The organism is Kribbella kalugense (genome assembly GCF_004365875.1).
Classification (GTDB): domain Bacteria; phylum Actinomycetota; class Actinomycetes; order Propionibacteriales; family Kribbellaceae; genus Kribbella; species Kribbella kalugense.
Map to the genome: position 1 here is coordinate 379,740 of NZ_SODF01000004.1, position 19,422 is coordinate 399,161.

At 67.8% G+C, this 19,422-nt stretch carries 21 protein-coding genes; 14 read left to right on the plus strand and 7 right to left on the minus strand.

Annotated features, from left to right (window positions below; translation table 11 throughout):
- Window positions 1–6 precede the first annotated feature (6 nt).
- Together EV650_RS39095 and EV650_RS39100 are read right to left on the minus strand one after the other, a co-directional pair.
- On the minus strand, window positions 7–753 hold the full coding sequence (locus tag EV650_RS39095) for a hypothetical protein (protein WP_134124278.1): 747 nt from the start codon (window positions 751–753) through the stop codon (window positions 7–9).
- On the minus strand, window positions 735–1,133 hold the full coding sequence (locus EV650_RS39100; RefSeq protein WP_134124279.1) for a hypothetical protein: 399 nt from the start codon (window positions 1,131–1,133) through the stop codon (window positions 735–737). The genes EV650_RS39095 and EV650_RS39100 overlap by 19 nt, the downstream gene beginning before the upstream one ends.
- A 186-nt stretch (window positions 1,134–1,319) precedes the next feature.
- Between EV650_RS39100 and EV650_RS39105 the strand changes: the two genes are divergently transcribed.
- The 5 genes from EV650_RS39105 to EV650_RS39125 are packed head-to-tail and all read left to right on the plus strand — an operon-like array spanning window position 1,320 to window position 6,143.
- Window positions 1,320–2,576: a sugar ABC transporter substrate-binding protein gene (locus tag EV650_RS39105; protein ID WP_255512135.1), complete on the plus strand. Its 1,257-nt coding sequence runs from the start codon at window positions 1,320–1,322 to the stop codon at window positions 2,574–2,576.
- The gene (locus EV650_RS39110; RefSeq protein WP_134124281.1) at window positions 2,573–3,433 is read left to right on the plus strand and encodes a carbohydrate ABC transporter permease; all 861 of its coding nucleotides are present in this window, start codon (window positions 2,573–2,575) and stop codon (window positions 3,431–3,433) included. Before EV650_RS39105 ends, EV650_RS39110 begins: the two co-directional genes overlap by 4 nt.
- The gene (locus EV650_RS39115; RefSeq protein ID WP_134124282.1) at window positions 3,430–4,245 is read left to right on the plus strand and encodes a carbohydrate ABC transporter permease; all 816 of its coding nucleotides are present in this window, start codon (window positions 3,430–3,432) and stop codon (window positions 4,243–4,245) included. The genes EV650_RS39110 and EV650_RS39115 overlap by 4 nt, the downstream gene beginning before the upstream one ends.
- A gap of 7 nt (window positions 4,246–4,252) precedes the next feature.
- Window positions 4,253–5,158: a nucleoside hydrolase gene (locus EV650_RS39120; RefSeq protein WP_134124283.1), complete on the plus strand. Its 906-nt coding sequence runs from the start codon at window positions 4,253–4,255 to the stop codon at window positions 5,156–5,158.
- On the plus strand, window positions 5,130–6,143 hold the full coding sequence (locus EV650_RS39125; protein WP_134124284.1) for a LacI family DNA-binding transcriptional regulator: 1,014 nt from the start codon (window positions 5,130–5,132) through the stop codon (window positions 6,141–6,143). The genes EV650_RS39120 and EV650_RS39125 overlap by 29 nt, the downstream gene beginning before the upstream one ends.
- Here the strand turns inward: EV650_RS39125 and EV650_RS39130 are convergent.
- Both EV650_RS39130 and EV650_RS39135 read right to left on the minus strand, forming a co-directional pair.
- Window positions 6,119–6,685, minus strand: a complete 567-nt coding sequence (locus EV650_RS39130) for an HdeD family acid-resistance protein (protein WP_134124285.1) — start codon at window positions 6,683–6,685, stop codon at window positions 6,119–6,121. The two genes, EV650_RS39125 and EV650_RS39130, sit on opposite strands and share 25 nt — an antisense overlap.
- Before the next feature lie 61 nt (window positions 6,686–6,746).
- Window positions 6,747–7,466, minus strand: a complete 720-nt coding sequence (locus EV650_RS39135; protein ID WP_134124286.1) for an IclR family transcriptional regulator — start codon at window positions 7,464–7,466, stop codon at window positions 6,747–6,749.
- A gap of 141 nt (window positions 7,467–7,607) precedes the next feature.
- Between EV650_RS39135 and leuC the strand changes: the two genes are divergently transcribed.
- From leuC to EV650_RS39155, 4 genes are all read left to right on the plus strand, one after another.
- A complete protein-coding gene (gene leuC, locus EV650_RS39140; protein WP_134124287.1) occupies window positions 7,608–9,032 on the plus strand; it encodes a 3-isopropylmalate dehydratase large subunit in 1,425 nt (474 codons plus the stop codon).
- Between the two features lie 14 nt (window positions 9,033–9,046).
- A complete protein-coding gene (leuD, locus tag EV650_RS39145) occupies window positions 9,047–9,646 on the plus strand; it encodes a 3-isopropylmalate dehydratase small subunit (RefSeq protein ID WP_134124288.1) in 600 nt (199 codons plus the stop codon).
- Between the two features lie 267 nt (window positions 9,647–9,913).
- Window positions 9,914–11,092: a magnesium/cobalt transporter CorA gene (gene corA, locus EV650_RS39150; protein WP_134124289.1), complete on the plus strand. Its 1,179-nt coding sequence runs from the start codon at window positions 9,914–9,916 to the stop codon at window positions 11,090–11,092.
- 168 nt (window positions 11,093–11,260) lie between these two features.
- Window positions 11,261–11,833, plus strand: coding sequence for an HU family DNA-binding protein (locus EV650_RS39155; RefSeq protein ID WP_134124290.1), 573 nt, complete (start codon window positions 11,261–11,263; stop codon window positions 11,831–11,833).
- A 117-nt stretch (window positions 11,834–11,950) separates the two neighbouring features.
- Here EV650_RS39155 and EV650_RS39160 read toward each other — a convergent pair whose 3' ends face one another.
- Window positions 11,951–12,157 (minus strand): hypothetical protein, encoded by a 207-nt coding sequence (locus EV650_RS39160; protein ID WP_134124291.1) that lies wholly within the window; start codon window positions 12,155–12,157, stop codon window positions 11,951–11,953.
- A gap of 1 nt (window position 12,158) precedes the next feature.
- Window positions 12,159–12,830 (minus strand): 2-phospho-L-lactate guanylyltransferase, encoded by a 672-nt coding sequence (gene cofC / locus EV650_RS39165; protein WP_134124292.1) that lies wholly within the window; start codon window positions 12,828–12,830, stop codon window positions 12,159–12,161.
- Window positions 12,831–12,846: 16 nt separating this feature from the next.
- Between cofC and EV650_RS39170 the strand changes: the two genes are divergently transcribed.
- The 3 genes from EV650_RS39170 to EV650_RS39180 are packed head-to-tail and all read left to right on the plus strand — an operon-like array spanning window position 12,847 to window position 15,547.
- Window positions 12,847–13,650, plus strand: coding sequence for a lysophospholipid acyltransferase family protein (locus EV650_RS39170; RefSeq protein WP_134124293.1), 804 nt, complete (start codon window positions 12,847–12,849; stop codon window positions 13,648–13,650).
- Window positions 13,647–14,651 carry an NAD(P)H-dependent glycerol-3-phosphate dehydrogenase gene (locus EV650_RS39175; RefSeq protein WP_134124294.1) on the plus strand — a complete coding sequence of 335 codons (1,005 nt, stop codon included), beginning with the start codon at window positions 13,647–13,649 and terminating at the stop codon, window positions 14,649–14,651. The genes EV650_RS39170 and EV650_RS39175 overlap by 4 nt, the downstream gene beginning before the upstream one ends.
- A complete protein-coding gene (locus EV650_RS39180) occupies window positions 14,648–15,547 on the plus strand; it encodes an aminoglycoside phosphotransferase family protein (protein ID WP_202875326.1) in 900 nt (299 codons plus the stop codon). The genes EV650_RS39175 and EV650_RS39180 overlap by 4 nt, the downstream gene beginning before the upstream one ends.
- 114 nt (window positions 15,548–15,661) lie before the next feature.
- Here the strand turns inward: EV650_RS39180 and EV650_RS39185 are convergent, their stop codons facing one another.
- The gene (locus tag EV650_RS39185; RefSeq protein ID WP_134124296.1) at window positions 15,662–16,780 is read right to left on the minus strand and encodes an ROK family transcriptional regulator; all 1,119 of its coding nucleotides are present in this window, start codon (window positions 16,778–16,780) and stop codon (window positions 15,662–15,664) included.
- Between the two features lie 74 nt (window positions 16,781–16,854).
- Here EV650_RS39185 and EV650_RS39190 point away from each other — a divergent pair, with 74 nt between their 5' ends.
- The gene (locus tag EV650_RS39190) at window positions 16,855–17,949 is read left to right on the plus strand and encodes a Gfo/Idh/MocA family protein (RefSeq protein WP_134124297.1); all 1,095 of its coding nucleotides are present in this window, start codon (window positions 16,855–16,857) and stop codon (window positions 17,947–17,949) included.
- A gap of 27 nt (window positions 17,950–17,976) precedes the next feature.
- Window positions 17,977–18,984 (plus strand): sugar phosphate isomerase/epimerase family protein, encoded by a 1,008-nt coding sequence (locus EV650_RS39195; RefSeq protein WP_134124298.1) that lies wholly within the window; start codon window positions 17,977–17,979, stop codon window positions 18,982–18,984.
- The last annotated feature ends 438 nt before the right edge of the window (window positions 18,985–19,422 follow it).

The following is a 19,422-nucleotide window of genomic DNA, read 5'->3' on the forward strand; positions in this document are numbered from 1 at the left end:
CGCCTCCTACTCGGTCAGAGTGGGAGGCGCTTCTTGTTGCGTGGGTTCGGCGGCGGCTTGGTGCTTGGGAGCGTCGGCGGCGAAGTCGAGCAGCGGGTGGGTGCTGACCACCCAGCCGTAGATCGCGGACAGGTCCCGCATGCCGATCACCAGCATCGCGATCAGAGCGATCGTCATCGCGGTCCTGTTCTCGAGATCGATGGCGATCGAGGCCAGCGTCACCGCGATCAGGGTGTAGCCGGTCTCGAGCGCGCTGATTCGTCCCATCATCGTCAGGTGCCCGCCCACGGACCGCCACACGAGCGGTCCGCCGATCAGGCACGCCGCGCCGGCCAGGAGCAGGTTCAGGGTCCGTCCGGACAGGTGAGCGGAGTTCGCGACGAAGAGCTGGGTCCAGGCTGCGAGTGCGATCGAACCACCGACCAGGACGATATCGAGCCGGCGTGCCTCCAGCTCCAGTAGTCGCAGGTGCCGCTTGGTGTCCCCGCCCTGGAAGCGATTGCTGGTACGGCGAGCGATCGTCCAAGCTCGCAGTACCCGTCCGTTTCCGTGGCCGGCGCCATGCAGGCATCGGCGCAGGTAGTCGCCGAACCAGAGGATCCGGCCGGCCAGGACCACGACCACCAGCGCGACCAGACACCCGGCGCAGATCGAGCGCAGCGTGAACGCGTCGGCGAACAGCGCTGTCAGGATCGGGATCGGGAGGACGATGACGGCCGCGCGGGCGCCCGCCGCTAGGAGCATTCGCCACATGGCGGCCTCTTCAGGCAGAGGCCGTCCAGGCTCGTCTTGCCGTGGCAGCACACGGCGCCGTCGAAGTACAGGCCGACGTCGGCCTGGTCCCGGAGCCAGCTGAATCCGGTCTGCACCTCGTCGAGCGCCGGCCGCAGCTCGTCCAGCCGGCCGAGACCGACCCTGGCCAGCGCCACATCCGCGGTCAGCGCGCCGAGCTGGAGCTGAAGCGGCAACGCTCCCGCCGACGTCGGGTCGGTCGTGGTCTGAAGATGATCGACGATCGCCCCGGTCAGCTGGTCGCCGCGCTCGACGACCGCGTCGTACGCGCCCTCGTCCAGCAGTTGCAGCAGTTCGATCCGCCCCCGGACGACGTCTGTCAGGAATTCCGCAGCAGCCATCAGTGCCCCCTCGGCAGGAACCGTGCGGCTCCTACCGAGGTCATCGCGGGGGATCGACGGGTGTTACGAACTGCTGGACACCTTCAGGTCTAACCGCTTAGAGTCTAACCGGTTAGATAACTCTGGAAGGGGATCGCTGTGCAGCGGAAGCTCTTGGCTGTTCCTGTCGCGCTTGTTGCTGCGGCGGTGCTCGTTGCTGGGTGTGGGGGCTCGCCGGCTGCTACGGCGCCGGCGGTCGATTCTGGTCCGGCTGCCGGGACGATTACGTTTACGGGCACTGACAATGCCGAGACCTACCAGCCTGTGATCAAGGCGTTCGAGGCGAAGAATCCGGGGATCAAGGTCGCCTACGCGCAGATCCCGTTCGACCAGTTCAACGCGACCATGCAGCAGCGGCTGAGCGCGAAGGACGCCGGGATCGACGTCTACACGGTCGACGAGCCGCGGGTCTCGCAGCTGGCCGCGAAGGGGTTCCTGGTCGACCTGAGCGACCTCGACGGCCGGGTCAAGAGTTCCTTCAGCGCGACGGCGTACGAGACCAATCACTTCCGCGACAAGCTGTGGTCGTTGCCGATGTGGAACTCGACCCAGTTCCTCTTCTACAACAAGACCGCGCTGGTCAAGGCGAAGGTGACGCCGCCGACCGCCGACCCGCAGCAGCGCTGGACCTGGGAGCAGGTCGAGGCGGCCGGTCGCAAGGCGATGCAGTCGGGTGGGACGAAGTACGGGCTGTTCATGGAGCAGCCCGAGGCGTACTACCAGCTGCAGCCGCTGGCCGAGTCGCTCGGTGGCGGATCCGGAATCGAAGGCGACGACGCGCTGACCCCGGCGGTCGAGACCGACGGCTGGAAGAAGGCGATGCAGTGGTACGGCGCGACCTTCGCGAGCGGACTCTCGCCGCGCGGGATCGGCGGCTTCCAGACCGGCCCGGTGTTCGCCAATGGGCAGGTGGCGTTCTTCGTCGGCGGTCCGTGGGACCTGAAGATCTTCGGCAGCTCGAAGATCGACTGGGGCGTCGCCCCGCTGCCGTACTTCCAGGGCGGCAAGCCGGTCACACCGACCGGGTCGTGGTCGCTCGGCATCAACCCGGCGTCGAAGCAGCAGGGGATGGCTCGTAAGTTCCTCGAGTTCGCGACGCTGGACCCGACCGGCAACCTGGCCACCACGAATACGACGACGATCATTCCGGCCAACGTCGAGGCGCAGAAGCAGTACACCCCGAAGATGGACACCTTCTCCGGTGCCAAGACCGCGGGTGCTGCCGCGATCACGACGTACGAGAGTGAGCACACCGCGGTGTCGCGACCGGTCAGCGTGGGCTACATCCAGTTCGAGGAAGTCATGGGCAAGGCGTTCGCCGACATCCGCAACGGCACCAACCCCGACACGCGGCTGCAGGAGGCAACCCGCCAGCTCACTGACGCCTGGAAGTCCATCAAATGAAACAGAGGCAGGGCCTGATCGCCCTGGCCTTCCTGGCGCCGGCGCTGGTCTGTCTCGCCGTACTGCGGATCGTGCCGGCGATCTCGGCCGTCGTCGAGAGCTTCTACACCGAGAGCCTGCTGCGCGGCGGGCGGGTGTTCGCCGGGCTGGGCAACTACACGGACCTCCTGTCGAACAAGGACTTCCGCCAGTCCGTCGGCGTGACGCTGCTCTTCACCGTCCTGGTGAACCCGATCCAGGTCGTCGTCTCGTTCCTGCTGGCGGTCCTCTTCACTCAGAAGGCCGCCGGCTCGAAGCTCTGGCGCACCCTCGTGATCCTGCCGATAGCCACCCCGCCTGCGGTGTCGGCAGTGATCTGGAGCGTCATCTACCGGCCGGACGGCCTCGCGAACGGCGTACTCGAGCGACTAGGTCTGCCCGCGCAGCCGTTCCTCACCTCGTCCGGTCAGGTGCTGCCGTCACTGATCCTCCTGCTGTCCTGGATCGGCGTCGGGTACTGGATGCTGTTCCTGATCGCGGGCATCCAGGAGGTCCCGGTCGAGGTCCGTGAAGCCGCTCTGCTCGACGGCGCCAGTGCGTGGCGCCGGATGGTGTCGGTCATCCTCCCGCTCGTACGCCGACCGCTGGCGTTCGTACTCGTCGCCGACACGGTGTCGAACCTGCTCGTGTTCGCGCCGGTCCAGATCCTCACCAAGGGCGGCCCGAACGGCAACAGCAACCTCCTGATGTACGACGTCTACACCCGGGCGTACGCGATCGGCGACATCCACGTCGCGCAGGCCGAGGTCGTCATCCTGGTCGCCCTGACGCTCGCGATCGTGGCCGGGCAGTTCCGGCTGCTGCGAGGTGACGAATGAGGCGCGTGAGCCTGTCCGCGCTCGGCGGAGTCGTCGGCATCCTGTTCTTCCTGCCGCTGCTGTGGGTGCTGACCAACTCGCTGCGCCCGGGCTCGGAGACGTTCGCGCACCTGACGTTGTCGTGGCAGACGTTCTTCGAGTTGAAGCCGACGTTGCACAACTACTCGGCCCTGATCAGCAGCGATGTCGGCCGGGCGACGCTCAACTCGATCCTGGTCAGCGCGGCAACGGTCGTGATCGGCCTGGCGGTCTGTGCGTCGGCGGCGTTCGGGCTGGCCGCGTTCACCTTCCGCGGACGCGGGCTCGTGTTCGGCATCGTCGTACTCAGCTTCCTGGTGCCGTTCGACGCGATCGCGATCCCGTTGTCGACGATGTTCCGCGACTGGCATCTGACGAACACGTTCACCGGTCTCGTGCTGCCCGGGATCGGCAACGGGATGGCGATCTTCCTGCTGCGGCAGTTCTTCCTCGGCATCCCGGCCGAACTGGTCGAGGCCGGGCGGCTGGACGGGCTGGGCTGGTTCGGTGTGTTCCGCTGGATCTATCTGCCGTTGTCCAAGCCGGCGTTGATCGGCGCGGGCCTGATGCTGTTCCTGTTCCAGTGGCAGTCGTACGTCTGGCCGCTGCTGATCGGCACCGACGCCAAGCACATCCTCGGCCCGGTGGCCCTGTCGAACCTGCAGGGTCAGAACTTCGCCGACTACGGTCTCGTCTTCGCGGGCGCCGTCGTACTCACCGTCATCCCGCTGGTCGTCATCGCCGGCTTCCAGCGGTACTTCGTCCAGTCCGTCTCAAGCAGCGGGCTCAAGTAAGGGGACCATGCACCAGCTCATTCTCGATACCGATATCGGCTCCGACGTCGACGACGCCATGGCGCTGGCCCAGATCATGGGCAGCCCGGACCTCGAGCTGCTCGAGGTTCACACGGTGTACGGCGACACGCGGCTGCGGGCCCAGCTCGCGCGACGGTACGCCGCGTTGGCCGGCCGCGACCTGGTCGTCGTACCAGGTGCTGTGGAGACATTGTCGGGGCGTGAGGTCTGGTGGGCCGGACATGAGGGCACGCTGCACGACGACTTGGAGCGCGAGAGCGTCAGGTCGGACAGCGCGCCAGAGCGACTGGTGGCGAGGCTACGCGAGCAACCTGGTGAGCTCGACGTGGCCGCGATCGGTCCGCTGACCAATGTGGCGAAGGCTTTGCAGCTAGAGCCTCAGGTGGCTGGCTGGATCCGGCATCTTTGGGTGATGGGCGGCTCGTTCGGCGACGACAAGTCGGAGCACAACTTCAAGTCCGACGACCTCGCCGCGCAGATCGTCCTCAGCGCGGGCATTCCGACGACGATCACCGGGCTGGAGATCACGCAGCAGGTGACGATCGAAGCGTCGCGGCTCGAGCGGATCCGGGCAGCAGGACCGTTGGGCGCGGCACTTGGTGCGGACATCGAGCAGTGGTGGGCGTACTGGAGCGAGACGTGGAACGTGCCGCACGACCCGGTCGCCGTTCTCGCGCTGAGCCGGCCTGAGCTGTTCACGTTCTCCGACGTTGGACGGGTGACGATTGCGGTTGGTGGGCAGAGCACGTTCACTCCCGATCCTGATGGATCGGTGCGGATCGTCACCGGGGTCGACGCCGAGCAGGTGGCCGAGGAGATCACGGCGCGCATCGTCGTAGCTGGACAGGCTTACGCTGCACCTCATGGGGAGAGCGATGCCGACCGCACGTGATGTTGCCGAGCGCGCCGGTACGTCGACCGCAGTGGTCAGCTACGTCTTCAACAACGGCCCCCGGCCGGTGTCGGCGGAGACCCGCCGGCGCGTACTGGAGGCCGCGGCGGAGCTGGACTACCGGCCCAACATCCTTGCCCGTGCACTCAGCGCGGGACGCACGTACTCGCTCGGCCTGCTGATTCCGCAGATCCGCAACCCGTACTTCGCCACGCTCGCCGAGCACCTGGAGGGATTCGCCCGGCAGCACGACCATCTGCTCCTCATCGGTGACTCGGCGGGTGATCCCGAGCAGGAGTCGGCCCACATCGGCTCGTTCATCGAGCGCAAGGTCGACGGGGTCGTGCTCGTCTCGTTGCTGGTCGAGCCTGCGATCCAACGGTTCGCGGCCGCCGGCGTACCCGTCGTCGCTCTGCATCCCGTGCCCGACGGGGTGACCGTGTCGACGCTCTCGATCGACTATGTCGCGGCCGCCGAGGCGTCGACCGATCACCTGCTGTCGCACGGCTACCGGACCCTCGGCGTCGTCACCGGACCTGAAGACTCACCGGGTACGTCGGAACACCGCCGAGGGATCGAAAGCGCGCTGGAGAAGCACCCGCGAGCCTCGGCCAGGTACGTCGCCAGCCCGGTGTCACGGTTCGCCGCGAGGGACGCCGTACAGCCGTGGTTCAAGCAGGAGCGGCCGCCGCGGGCGATCTACTGCTCGACCGACGAGCAGGCGTTCGGCGTACTGTTCGCGGCCTGGGAGGCGGGACTGCGGGTGCCGGAAGACGTTGCAGTAATGGGCTTCGACGGCACCAGCGAGTGCACCGTGACGATCCCGCCGCTGGCCAGCGTCCGCCAGCCGATCGAGGAGACCGCCCGCCGCGCGGTCGAACTGTTGCTGGATCGCTCCAACCCCGCGGCGGCGCGGCACGTCCTCGACTACGTGCTCGTCCCGAGCACGTCCTGCGGCTGTCAGGCCGGGGACGGGCTGGAGTGAGCTGGTCCTGATGGCAATGCACGTCGTACCGAGAAGCCGACGCCGATCAGGACTACGCCCCAGATCAGCGCTGTGACGCCTAGCAGTACGGCGATGCTGACTGCGCCGGCGCCCGGGTTGGCGGCGAACAGGACGCCGATCAGGATCGACAGCAGGCCGTTGAGGACGAGGAGCCAGCGTGGCATCACCTGCTGGCTTCGGAACGCGCCCGCGAGCTCGAAGACGCCGCGGATGATCAGCCAGATCCCGAGGATCCAGGTCAGTGTCGCCGCCGTCATCCCCGGGCTGGTGATCGCGAAGAACGCCGCGACCAAGGCGATCACCGCGAGCACGATCAGCCAGAGCCGGCTGCCCTTCGACTCGGGCTGGAACGCCTGCACGATCGAGCCGATGCCGTCGGTGAGGGCCCAGAAGCCCCACAGCAGCGCCAGCGCGATCGCCGTGTGGATCGGCCACACGATCGCGAGAACGCCGAAGATGACGGCGATCACGCCCCGCACCAGCAGCATCTTCCAGCCGAGAGTCAGCCAGTCCCGCTCCATGTTGGACCTCCTTGAGGCTATTTACCTCATGGTGATCCTGGTGGCCGTGTGTGACAACTACCTACTCGGAGGCGCGCCGGAGAGCTTCGGAAAGTCGCTCGGCCGCGGCCATCACGGCCGGGGCGTGCATGCGGCCAGGCTGGCGGGACAGACGCTCGATCGGGCCGGAGACCGAGACGGCGGCGATCACCTTGCCGCTGGGAGAGCGGACCGGGGCGGATACGGACGCGACGCCCTGCTCCCGCTCGCCGACCGAGTGCGCCCAGCCACGACGCCGTACGCCTGCGAGCGCGGCCGCGTTGAACGAAGAGTTGTGCAGGCCGCGGTGCATCCGCTCCGGGTCTTCCCAGGCAAGCAGTATTTGTGCGGCCGAGCCCGCGGCCATGGTCAGCTGACTGCCGACCGGCACGGTGTCGCGTAGACCAGAAGGACGCTCGGCGGCGGCGACGCACACCCGGTACTCACCCTGGCGGCGGAACAGCTGCGCCGACTCACCGGTGATGTCGCGCAGTCGGGCCAGCACCGGACCGGCGGTCGCCAGCAGCCGGTCCTCACCGGCCGCGGAGGCCAACTCGCTGAGCCGCGGACCGAGCACGAACCGGCCTTGCATGTCGCGCCCGACCAGACGGTGGTGCTCCAGCGCGACCGCCAGCCGGTGAGCCGTCGGACGGGCCAGACCCGTGGCCGCCACCAGACCGGCCAGGGTCGCCGGCCCGGACTCCAGGGCGGACAGAACGAGGGCTGCTTTGTCGAGAACGCCGACTCCGCTAGAGTTGTCCATGAGACGATATTGCCGTCTCGAATCGTGGAACGCAAGTGGCTTCCGCAGCCCGCGCCGGAGCACTGTGAGCGAGAGCACTCCACTGTACAAACCTCGACCGGGGCAGTGGGGCGGGAAATGTCTTCCAAGGAGGAGAGTCTGATGGGTAGGACGTTGTCGGAAAAGGTCTGGGATGCGCACGTCGTGCGCCATGCCGACGGAGAGCCCGACCTCCTCTACATCGACCTCCATCTGGTCCACGAGGTGACCAGCCCGCAGGCCTTCGACGGTCTCCGGCTGGCGAACCGCAAGGTCCGGCGTCCGGATCTGACGATTGCGACCGAGGACCACAACGTCCCGACGTTCGACGTGGACAAGCCGATCGCGGACCCGGTGTCGCGCACTCAGGTGGACACGCTGCGGAAGAACGCCGAGGACTTCGGTATCCGGATCCACACCCTCGGCGACCCGGACCAGGGCGTCGTGCATGTGATCGGCCCGCAGCTCGGCCTGACCCAGCCCGGCATGACCGTGGTCTGCGGTGACAGCCACACCTCAACTCACGGTGCGTTCGGAGCGATTGCCTTCGGCATCGGTACGAGCGAGGTCGAGCACGTGCTCGCCACCCAGACGTTGATGCAGGCCCGGCCGAAGACGATGGCCGTCACGGTCGACGGCGTACTGCCGGACGGTGTGTCCGCGAAGGACCTGGTGCTCGCGCTGATCGCGCAGGTCGGCACCGGTGGCGGCCAGGGCTACATCGTCGAGTACCGCGGCGAAGCGATCCGTGCCCTGAGCATGGAAGCCCGGATGACGATCTGCAACATGTCGATCGAGTGGGGCGCGAAGGCCGGCATGATCGCGCCGGACGAGACCACGTTCTCTTACCTGCAGGACAAGCCGCACGCGCCGCAGGGCGTCGACTGGGAAGCTGCCGTCGAGTACTGGAAGAGCCTCGCCACCGACGAGGACGCGACCTTCGACCGCGAGGTGGTACTGCGGGCCGAGGACATCGCACCGTTCGTCACCTGGGGTACGAACCCGGGCCAGGGCATCCCGCTGTCGGAGAGCGTCCCGTCGCCGGACGACTTCGACACCGAGAACGACAAGGTCGCCGCCGAGCGCGCACTGGAGTACATGGGCCTCACCGCCGGTACGCCGATGCGCGAGATCCACGTGGACACGGTGTTCCTGGGCTCCTGCACCAACGGCCGGATCGAGGACCTGCGGGCCGCAGCCGGCGTACTGGCCGGGCGGAAGGTTGCCGACGGCACCCGGATGCTCGTCGTACCGGGCTCCGGCCGGGTCCGGCTGCAGGCCGAGGCCGAGGGCCTGGACGCGATCTTCAAGGACGCCGGCGCCGAGTGGCGTGGGGCCGGCTGCTCGATGTGCCTGGGCATGAACCCGGACCAGCTGGCTCCCGGCGAGCGCAGCGCCTCCACCTCGAACCGGAACTTCGAAGGCCGTCAGGGCAAGGGCGGTCGCACCCACCTGGTCTCGCCGCTGGTCGCCGCCGCGACCGCGGTCACCGGAACCCTGGCCGCTCCGGCCGACCTGCCGCCCGTCGCCGTACCTGCGAACGCCTGAGGAGCAACGGAATCATGGAAGCCTTCACCCAGCACATCGGTACGGCGGCCCCGCTGCGCCGCGGCAACGTCGACACCGACCAGATCATCCCGGCCGTGTACCTGAAGCGGGTCACCCGGACCGGTTTCGAGGACGGGCTGTTCGCTGCCTGGCGCAACGATCCGGCCTTCGTTCTCAACCAGCCCGAGTACGACGGGGTTTCGGTGCTCGTCGCCGGACCGGACTTCGGCACCGGATCGTCGCGTGAGCACGCGGTCTGGGCCCTACTCGACTACGGGTTCCGGGTGGTCGTGTCGTCGCGGTTCGGCGATATCTTCCGCGGCAACTCGGGCAAGGCCGGACTGCTCGCGGCCCTGGTGGAGCAGGACGTCGTCGAGAAGCTGTGGACCGCGGTCGAGACCGACCCGGGGACCAAGGTGACGGTCGACCTGGAGAACAAGACGATCTCGGCCGGTGACGTCTCCGCACCCTTCGAGATCGACGACTACACGCGCTATCGGCTGCTGAACGGTCTCGACGACGTCGGCATCACGTTGTCCCGCGAGGCCGACATCGCTGCGTACGAAGCGACCCGGCCGTCCTTCAAGCCGGCAACGCTGCCCGCGAAGGCCTGAAACTCCAACCAGAGTTGTCGCCGCCGTAACGGATCAGGCCTCGGTGGCGATAACTCTGGTGTTACCCTTGCCGGGTTGTAAAGAACGAGGCTTGCGAGACCAAGGAGGTGGGACGCTCATGAACAACGGCAGCGAACCCTCCAGACATACCGGTCTCGCTCGACCGTCGGGGGCCTCCTTCTTCTAGCAATAGCAGAGCCTCCAGTAGTTGCGGGTCGGGCAGACGTGCGCTTGTCACTCACCCGTACCACCGCACCTGGAGGACTCATGTCCGACCTGCGCCTTCGCACGATTCGTGCGTTCAGCCGCACGCCGTCACTGCGCGCTGCCGCTCGCAAGCACGCTGCTGCCAGCGCCGCCGCCGACACTGCCGCCGCGCTCGAGCCTGCTGAGAAGCAGACGCGGGACCCGCAGATGCCCAAGGGGCACAGCGTGGTTGACAGTGCGATCTACTGCGACGGCCGCCGGGTCTCTTCTCCTGATTCGCTCGCCAGCACGTACGGCGCGCTGCACCAGGCGCCGCACAGCCTGGCCTGGATCGGTCTCTACCGGCCCGACCGCCGCGAGCTCGCCTCGCTGGCGCAGGAGTTCGACCTGCACGAGCTGGCGATCGAGGACGCGAACGAGGCGCATCAGCGGCCGAAGCTGGAGCGGTACGGCGACACGTTGTTCGTCGTACTGAAGGCCGCGCGGTACCGGGACGCGACCGAGGAGGTCGAGTTCGGTGAGGTGCACGTGTTCGTCGGACCGGACTTCGTGGTGACGGTCCGGCACGCCGAAGCGCCCAACCTGGCAGCGGTACGACGTCGTGTCGAGCGTGACCCCGAGTTGCTCAGCCGGGGCGCCGAAGCGGTGCTCTACGCGATCATGGACAAGGTTGTCGACGGCTACGCTCCGGTGGTCGCCGGTCTCGAGAACGACATCGACGAGATCGAGACCGAGGTGTTCCGCGGTGACCCGAAGGTGTCGCGGCGCATCTACGAACTGTCCCGTGAGGTGATCGAGTTCCAGCGCGCGACCCGGCCGCTGATCGGCATGCTGGAGCAGCTCCGCGGCGGTTTCCAGAAGTACGGCGTGGACGAGGAACTGCAACGTTCACTGCGGGATGTGGCCGACCACGTCACCGAGGTGGTGGAGAAGGTGGACGGATTCCGCGAGCTGCTGCGGGACATGCTGACGGTGAACGCGACCCTGGTCGCGCAGCAGCAGAACGAGGAGATGAAGAGCCTCGCGATCGCCAGCACCGAGCAGAACGAAGAGGTGAAGCGGATCTCTGCCTGGGCGGCGATCCTGTTCGCCCCGACCCTGATCGGAACCGTCTACGGGATGAACTTCGACAACATGCCGGAGCTGCACTGGGAGTTCGGATACCCGTTCGCGATCGGCCTGATGGCCTTGGTCTGCGTCGGTCTGCACCAGATCTTCAAACGCCGCGGTTGGCTCTAAGCGGGCGCCGAAACCCCTTCTAGAGGCCGGATCGGGCGAAATTGTGGCACGAATCGCCCAAAACAAGGCCGAATTGCCGCGTTGGTGTTTGTGAACGGCGTGTTGAGTCCATAACGTTCCTGTGAGATCGAGCGCTGTGCTCGACGCCTACGTTCACGGAGGGAAGCAGTGAACAAGAGCCAGTTGGTCGAAGCGCTCGCAGTGCACTTCGACGGAAACCGCCGCCAGGCCCAGCACGCGTTGGAGTCGGTGATCGACACCGTCCAGCGCGAGCTGACCAAGAAGGGTGGCAAGGTCGCCATCACCGGTTTCGGTGCCTTCGAGGCCATCGAGCGTGGCGCGCGCATCGTGCGCAACCCGCGGACCGGTGAGACCAAGCGTGCCAAGAAGACCACGGTGCCGAAGTTCCGCGCGGGTGCGGAGCTGAAGGCCGTTGTCTCCGGCGCCAAGAAGCTGCCGAAGCTGGTAGCCCCGAAGCCGGCCGCGACCGCCACCAAGGCGGCTGCCCCGGCGAAGAAGGCCGCGCCGGTCAAGGCCGCCGCGACGAAGACCGCCGCTGCGAAGAAGACGACGGTCGCGAAGAAGGCCCCGGCCAAGACCGTTGCCAAGAAGGCGCCGGCGAAGACCGTCGCCAAGAAGGCCCCGGTCAAGAAGGCCCCGGCCAAGAAGGTCGTCGCGAAGAAGGCGCCGGCCAAGAAGGCCCCCGCCAAGAAGACCGCGGCGAAGCGCACCGCTCGCTGATCTTCACGCACAGCGGCACCGCACTACAGCGAAGGCCGGTCACCCCATTCCAGGGGTTGACCGGCCTTCGCCGTTGTTCAGAGCAACTTTTCTGGGCAACTTTTCTGGGCAACTGTTCTAGAGCCGGGTTGCGAACTCGACCTTCGTGATCGACAGCGCGGCGCCGGAGCCGGCGGTCTCGATCCGCACCCGTTGCCCCACCCGCAGATGACGCACCGGGGTATCGGCGACCGCATGCACTGTGAACGGGAGCTCGATCCCGGTGTCGGTCAGCACAGCTCCGGAGAACGTCTCGCCGTCGTAGCGGCTCACGGTCGCTTGCATGTCAGCAGGCTAGCCCTTCGGTCCCGGTCGCGGCGCCGAGAACCAAAGACATCACGTCCGCCGTCGCCGGACCGACGCCGAGTTGTACGGCGTGGGCCAGATCAGCTGCCGTGTCGACATCACGACGTACCGACTCGATCCCGGCCAGCGTGATCGGGACCGCTCCGGATGCCTGGTGGGCGAAGGCGGAACCCACACCGAAGCGGGGATCCAGCGCCACTCCGGGAGTCGCCGCCAACAGCGTCGTACCGGTGCCAGGTTGGTCGATGACGAACGAGCGGGGCGCTGTGCAGGCCGCCAGTACCGCGGTCAGCTCGGACGGACGCAGGGCCGGTAGATCGGCGGACAGGGCCGCGATCCCGTTGCCCGGGAACTCGGCAGCCGCCACAGTTGCACCATGCATCAAGGCTTCGTTGAGCCCGGCGGCCGGGAGATCCGGGATCACGTGCGCTCCGGCCGCGGTCACGTCGGCCGCGACCAGCGGGTCGTCGGTGACCACCAGGACGGCGTACACCAGGGGAGAGGCGAGGGCGGCCGCAGTAGTGTCGACAGCGAACGCGCGGGCCAGCTCCGGGCGGTGCTGAGGGTAGGCCGAAGCGAGCCGGCTCTTCGCGATCGCCGTACGCTTCACCGGGATCGCCAGGATCCAGGGAGCGACCTGTAGGTCTGCCATCAGGCAGGATTCTCCCATGACGGATGGCAGTAGCGAGCACCAGGAGGCAGCAGTGGACAACCAGCTGGACAACCGGCATGGTGATCCGCGGCCGCCGCGCGGCTTCTGGTTCGGTCTGATCGTCGCGATCGTCAAGCCGTTCATGATCGTGTTCACCAAGTGCCGGTTCACCGGCCGGGAGAACATGCCGCGCACCGGCGGCGTCGTCTACGTGCCGAACCACATCTCGCATCTCGACCCCGTCGTCCTCGGCTACTTCATCTGGGAATGCCGGCGGATCCCGCGGTTCCTGGGCAAGGCCTCGCTGTTCAAGGTGCCGGTGCTCGGCACGATCATCACCAGCGCCGGGCAGATCCCTGTGTACCGGGATTCCACTCAGGCCGCGGATGCGTTCCGGGACGCGGTGGCCGCGGTCGAACGCGGTGAGTGTGTGGGCGTTTACCCGGAGGGAACGATCACCCGCGATCCGGAGATGTGGCCGATGACCGGCAAGACCGGCGCGGCCCGGATCGCGTTGATGACCGGCTGCCCGGTGATCCCGATCGCGAACTGGGGTGCGCAGGACGTCATCAAGTCGTACACGGGCAAGATCCGGTTCCGGTTGCTGCCGCGGAAGACCCTGCAGGTCCGGGCCGGGACGCCGGTCGACCTGAGCGCGTTCCAGGGCAAGCCGCTGACCAACCAGCTGTTGCACGAGGCAACCGAGGTGATCATGGCCCGGGTGGCCGAGACGCTCGGCGAACTGCGCGGCGAGACCCCGCCCAAGGAGCTCTACGACCTGCGCAAGGCCCGGAAGGCCGAAGGTGAGGACAAGGCATGACGAAAGTAGCGGTGTTCGGCGCCGGTTCTTGGGGTACGGCGTTCGCGGTGGTGCTTGCGAACGCGGGGAACCAGGTGTCCGTCTGGGGCCGGCGTGAGTCGCTGTGCGAGGCGATCAACACCCAGCACGAGAACGCCGAGTACCTGCCCGGCCTGCGGTTGCCGGACGCGATCACCGCGACCCACGACCCGGCTGCGGCGGCTGACGGGGCGGAGGCAATCGTCCTCGCCGTACCGTCGCAGTCGTTGCGGGACAACCTGACCGACTGGGCCGGCGTGCTGCCGAACGCCGTACCGCTGGTCAGTCTGATGAAGGGTGTCGAGCTCGGTACGACGAAGCGGATGAGCGAGGTGATCGCCGAACTCACCGGCGCCGGACCGGAACGGATCGCGGTCGTCTCCGGTCCGAACTTGGCGCGCGAGATCGCCGAGGGGCAACCGGCCGCATCGGTCGTCGCCTGTGCCGACGAGGGGACCGCGGCCCGGTTGCAGAAGCTGTGTCATTCACCGACGTTCCGTCCGTACACGAACAACGATGTCGTCGGCTGTGAGCTCGGTGGCGCCTGCAAGAACGTGATCGCATTGGCCGTTGGAATGGCGGTCGGCCTCGGCTTCGGCGACAACGCCCGAGCCTCCGTGATCACCCGCGGCCTCGCCGAGATCGCGCGCTTGGGTACGGCGTTGGGCGCGGACGAGCACACGTTCTCCGGCCTGGCCGGACTCGGCGACCTGGTCGCGACGTGCTCGTCGCCGCTGTCCCGCAACCGCACGTTCGGCGAGAAGCTCGGCCAGGGCATGGCCGTCGCGGAGATCGCCGGCGGGACCAGGCAGGTCGCCGAAGGCGTGAAGTCCTGCGCGTCGATCACCGAGCTCGCGCACCACCACGACGTAGAAATGCCGATCGCCGAACACGTCACCAAGGTCGTCGCCGGCGAAATGACCCCCAAAGACATGCTCTTCAGCCTGGTCTCCCGCTCCGCGAAATCGGAGCGGTGGGGATGATCCCGGCCGCTTTCGCGCAAGCAACCATCGATCGGGAAGGCGAGACGGGTGCGGCCTGGTTGGCCGAGTTGCCGGGGATCATCGAGGATCTGCTTGCGCAGTGGGACTGCTCGGTGGATGGCGAGGTTGTGCATGGTCAGGTTGGGGTGGTCGTGCCGGTCGAGGGTGCGGCTCTGAAGGTGTCGTTTCCGCATCCGGGAAATGTGCACGAGCCGGACGCCTTCGAGGCCTGGGACGGTCAGGGCGCCGTGAAGCTGTACGAGCGCGACGACGCCCGCTACGCCATGCTCCTGGAGCGCGCGCACCCCACGACGCTGCTGGAGCACGACGAGGACGTCGTCGTCATCGCTGGCGATCTGCATCGACGGTTGAGGATCCCGGCGCCGGACGGCCTGCCGCGGATGTCGGAGCAGGCCGACGCGTGGGAGGAAGAGCTGCGCAAGGACGCGGCCGAACTCGACCACCCGCTGCCCGCGTCGGTGGTGGACGCGGCGCTGGCCGTTGTCGATGAGCTCGGCCGCGACCAGCCGGAGATCCTGATCCACGGGGACTTCCATCCCCGCAACATCCTTCGCGCCGAGCGGGAGCCCTGGCTGGCCGTCGACCCGAAGGGGTACGTCGGCGACCCGGCGTACGACGCGACGACGTTCCTTCGCACCCGCGCGGCTCATCAGCTCGGCAGGGACGACCTGATCAAGGTGCTGCAGAACGAGCTCGAACTGTTCGCCGAGACCGCCGAGCTCGATCCCGAACGGATCCGGCGCTGGGTCCACCTGAACCTGGTCCAGTCAGCGTTCTGGGGCCGCCGGCACGGCTTCGGCCGAGCCCGCGGTGGCAGCGAGCTCGATCGATTCATCGCCCTGTGCGACGAACTCGCGCTCAGCTGGATCGGGTAGATCTGCAGCTCGACAGGAGGTGTCCGGCCGGCTCGCCTGGGGGCACGCTCAGCTGGCCGACGATTGAGCGCCGGAGGTCGACACCTCCTGTCGAGCTGCAGAACAGCCGGGGCGTTACCCGTTGAGGGTCTGGTTCAGGACGAGGGTGGCGGCGCCCAGGAGGGCCGCGTCCCGGCCGGTCTGGGAGCGGACCACCCGGAGGTGGGTTGTGGCCAGGGGCAACGATCTGGCGTAGATGGTTTCGCGGAGGCCCGCAAGCAGACTGTCGCCGGCCTGGGACAGTGAGCCGCCGACCACGATCACCGATGGGTTGAGCAGGCTGACCGCGGCGGCGAGGACCGTGCCGATCTCGCGGCCGGCCTGGCGTACGGCGGTTGTCGCGGTCGTGTTGCCGGACCGGACGAGCTCGACGATGTCCAGGCTCGTCTCGACACCCAGCGTGGTGGCGAGTGCGGCCGCCGATGCGATCGCTTCGAGGCAGCCCGCATTGCCGCAGCGACAGAGTTCGGTGTGCCCTTGCGCCTGGATGTGGCCGATGTCGCCGGCCGCGCCCTGGGCGCCGCGGTGCAGGCGGCCGCCGCTGATCACGCCGGCTCCGATGCCGGTGGCAACTTTCACGAACAGCAGGTGCTCGATCTCCGGGTACGCCGTCGCGTGTTCGCCGAGCGCCATGATGTTCACGTCGTTGTCGACCAGCACCTGACCCGGAAGATCCTGGCTCAGCCGGCCGACGACGTCGTACGAGTCCCAGCCGGGCATGATCGGCGGATGGTTCGGTCGTCCGGTGCTGTGCTCGACCGGCCCGGGCAGCCCGACTCCAGTGCCGGCCAGATCGTCAGGCGACCTCTCCGCCTCCCGGAGCAGCGCATGTCCTGCCCGTACGACGGCATCGAGAACGACCTCGGGTCCTTCGGCAATCTTGAGCGGAGTCGTCGATCGGTGCAGGATCTCGCCGGCCAGGTCGGTGAGGGCGACGGACAGATGCGTCGCGCCGACATCTGCGGCGAGTACGAGGCGCGCGGTCGGGTTGAACCGGAACCGGGCCGGCGGCCGCCCACCGGTCGACGCGGCCTCACCCGACGGTACGACGAGACCGGCCGCGAGCAGCGCCTCGATCCGACCGGTGACCGTGGAGCGGGCCAGACCGGTCACGTCGATCAGCTCGGCGCGGGTCCGGGCCTGCCCGTCGAGCAGCAGCCGCAGGACCGCGTCCGCAGTACCGAGATCGCTCATCACCGGACTTTCGTCGTACTGGCGGTGGACTTTTGCTTGACAGGGTTCAAAAGGGTCCCATAGCGTCCTACGACGTGTCCACCAATGCGCGCAAGCTCCGGGTCGGGATCGTCGGCGGCGGCTTCATGGGCCAGGTCCACGGCCGGGCTGCCTTGGTTTCGGGAGCGACCGTGGTCGGCGCTGTCGGCTCCTCGCCGGCAAGGGCTGAGGCGGCCGCGGAGGCGACCGGAGCCGAACGTGGATTCGCGACCATCGACGAGCTGCTTGCCTCGGACATCGATGTGGTCCACGTCTGCACGCCGAACAACACGCATCGCGACGTCACGCTGAAGGCCCTCGAGGCCGGCAAGCACGTGGTCTGCGAGAAGCCACTGGCCACCTCGGTCCAGGACGCGGCCGGTCTCCAAGCCGCGGCGTTCGAGGCCGGTCTGGTCGGCGCCGTGCCGTTCGTGTACCGCTACCACCCGATGGTCCGCGAGCTGCGGACGCGGATCGCGGCCGGCGATGCCGGGACGATCACCAGCTTGCACGGTTCGTACCTGCAGGACTGGCTGGCCGGGGCGGACGATCAGAACTGGCGAGTCGACGATACGACCGGCGGCCCGTCGCGCACGTTCGCGGACATCGGGTCGCACTGGTGTGACCTGACCGAGTTCGTCACCGGCGACCGGATCGCCGCGATCAGTGCCCAAATGCGGACCGTCCGAGCCCAGCGTGGTGGCGTCGAGGTGCGGACCGAGGATCTGGCAACTGCACAGTTCCGGACCGAAGCCGGCGTGGTCGGGACGATCGTGGTCAGCCAGGTCGCGGCCGGCCGGAAGAACCGGCTGTACCTCGAGGTGTCCGGCACCGAGTCGAGCTTCGGCTTCGACCAGGAGGACCCGGACCGTCTCTGGGTCGGCCGGCGCGAAGCGTCGCAGTTGCTGACCCGCGACCCCGAGACGCTCAGCCCGCCCGCCGCGCGAGTGAACAGGCTGCCGGCCGGGCACGCGCAGGGGTACCAGGACGCGTTCGACTCGTTCGTCGCCGACAGCTATGCCGCCGTACTGGGTGACCACCCGGACGGCCTGCCGGATTTCGCCGCCGGAGCGCGGTCCGCTCGCGTGGTCGACGCCGTACTGCGGTCTGCTGCCGACGACTCCGCCTGGATCACCGTCGACAACGCCTAATCGCCTTCATCGCTAGGAGTCACTCAGATGCCTCGTCCGATCACGTTGTTCACCGGTCAATGGGCCGATCTGCCGTTCGAGGAGGTCTGTCAGTTCGCGTCCGAGGCCGGGTACGACGGCGTCGAGATCGCCTGCTCCGGCGACCACTTCGACGTACAGCAGGCCGTCGACGACGACACGTACGTCCAGGGCCGCAAGGACATCCTGGAGAAGTACAACCTGCAGGTCTTCGCGATCTCCAACCACCTGGTCGGCCAGGCGGTCTGCGACAACCCGATCGACTTCCGGCACCAGGCGATCGTGCCGTCCCGGATCTGGGGCGACGGCGACGCGGAAGGCGTCCGGCAGCGGGCCGCCGAGGATCTGAAGAACACCGCCCGGGCGGCCAAGAAGCTCGGCGTGAAGACCGTCATCGGCTTCACCGGTTCGTCGATCTGGCAGTACGTCGCGATGTTCCCGCCGGTACCGGCCGAGCGGATCGAGGCCGGGTACAAGGACTTCGCCGACCGGTGGAACCCGATCCTCGACGTGTTCGACGAGGAGGGTGTCCGGTTCGCGCACGAAGTCCACCCGTCGGAGATCGCGTACGACTACTGGACCACCACGCTGACGCTGGAGGCGATCGGGCACCGCGAGGCGTTCGGCCTGAACTGGGACCCGTCGCACATGGTCTGGCAGGACATCGACCCGGTCGCGTTCCTCTGGGACTTCAAGGACCGGATCTACCACGTCGACTGCAAGGACACCCGGATGCGGGTCGGCGGCGGCCGCAACGGCCGGCTCGGCTCGCACCTGCCCTGGGGCGACCCGCGCCGCGGCTGGGACTTCTACTCGACCGGCCACGGCGACGTCCGCTGGGAGGACTGCTTCCGCGTCCTGAACTCGATCGGCTACGACGGCCCGATCTCGGTCGAGTGGGAAGACGCCGGCATGGAACGCAAGGTCGGCGCCGCCGAAGCGGTCAACGTCATCCGAGCCCTCGCCTTCGACAAGCCCGAAGCCGCCTTCGACGCAGCCTTCTCGACTGACAAGTAACCGCCCTGGGGAGGGTTTCCTGCCCGAAACGGCCCAAAACCCTCCCCACAAAGCGGATTCCCCGCACCAGACGTCGAGCAGCCCCGACAACCTTCTGCTCCGGACGGCCACCCGCCTGGCCTCCTCCGCCGGCCAGTGGCCCTACAACTTCGCCGTTCGCCGAGTCGTGGATTTGGGTTGGCGACACACCGAGATTCACGAACGCGATCCACGACTCGGCGAACCCGATGCGGACCGAAACACACGACTCGGTGAACCACGCGAGCCGCGATGTGGGCTGTGGCTAGCGGAGGTGGCGGAGGACCGCATAGGTACGGCGGCGTGTGGGGCGCGGGTGGTTGGCCCCGCCGTGGTGGGTCGATGCCGGACTGGCTGTCCGGCGCGTCCTTCTCTTCCGAGGAGTTGTCGGAGTGGGGAGGGTTTTCTACCCAAGGCGGG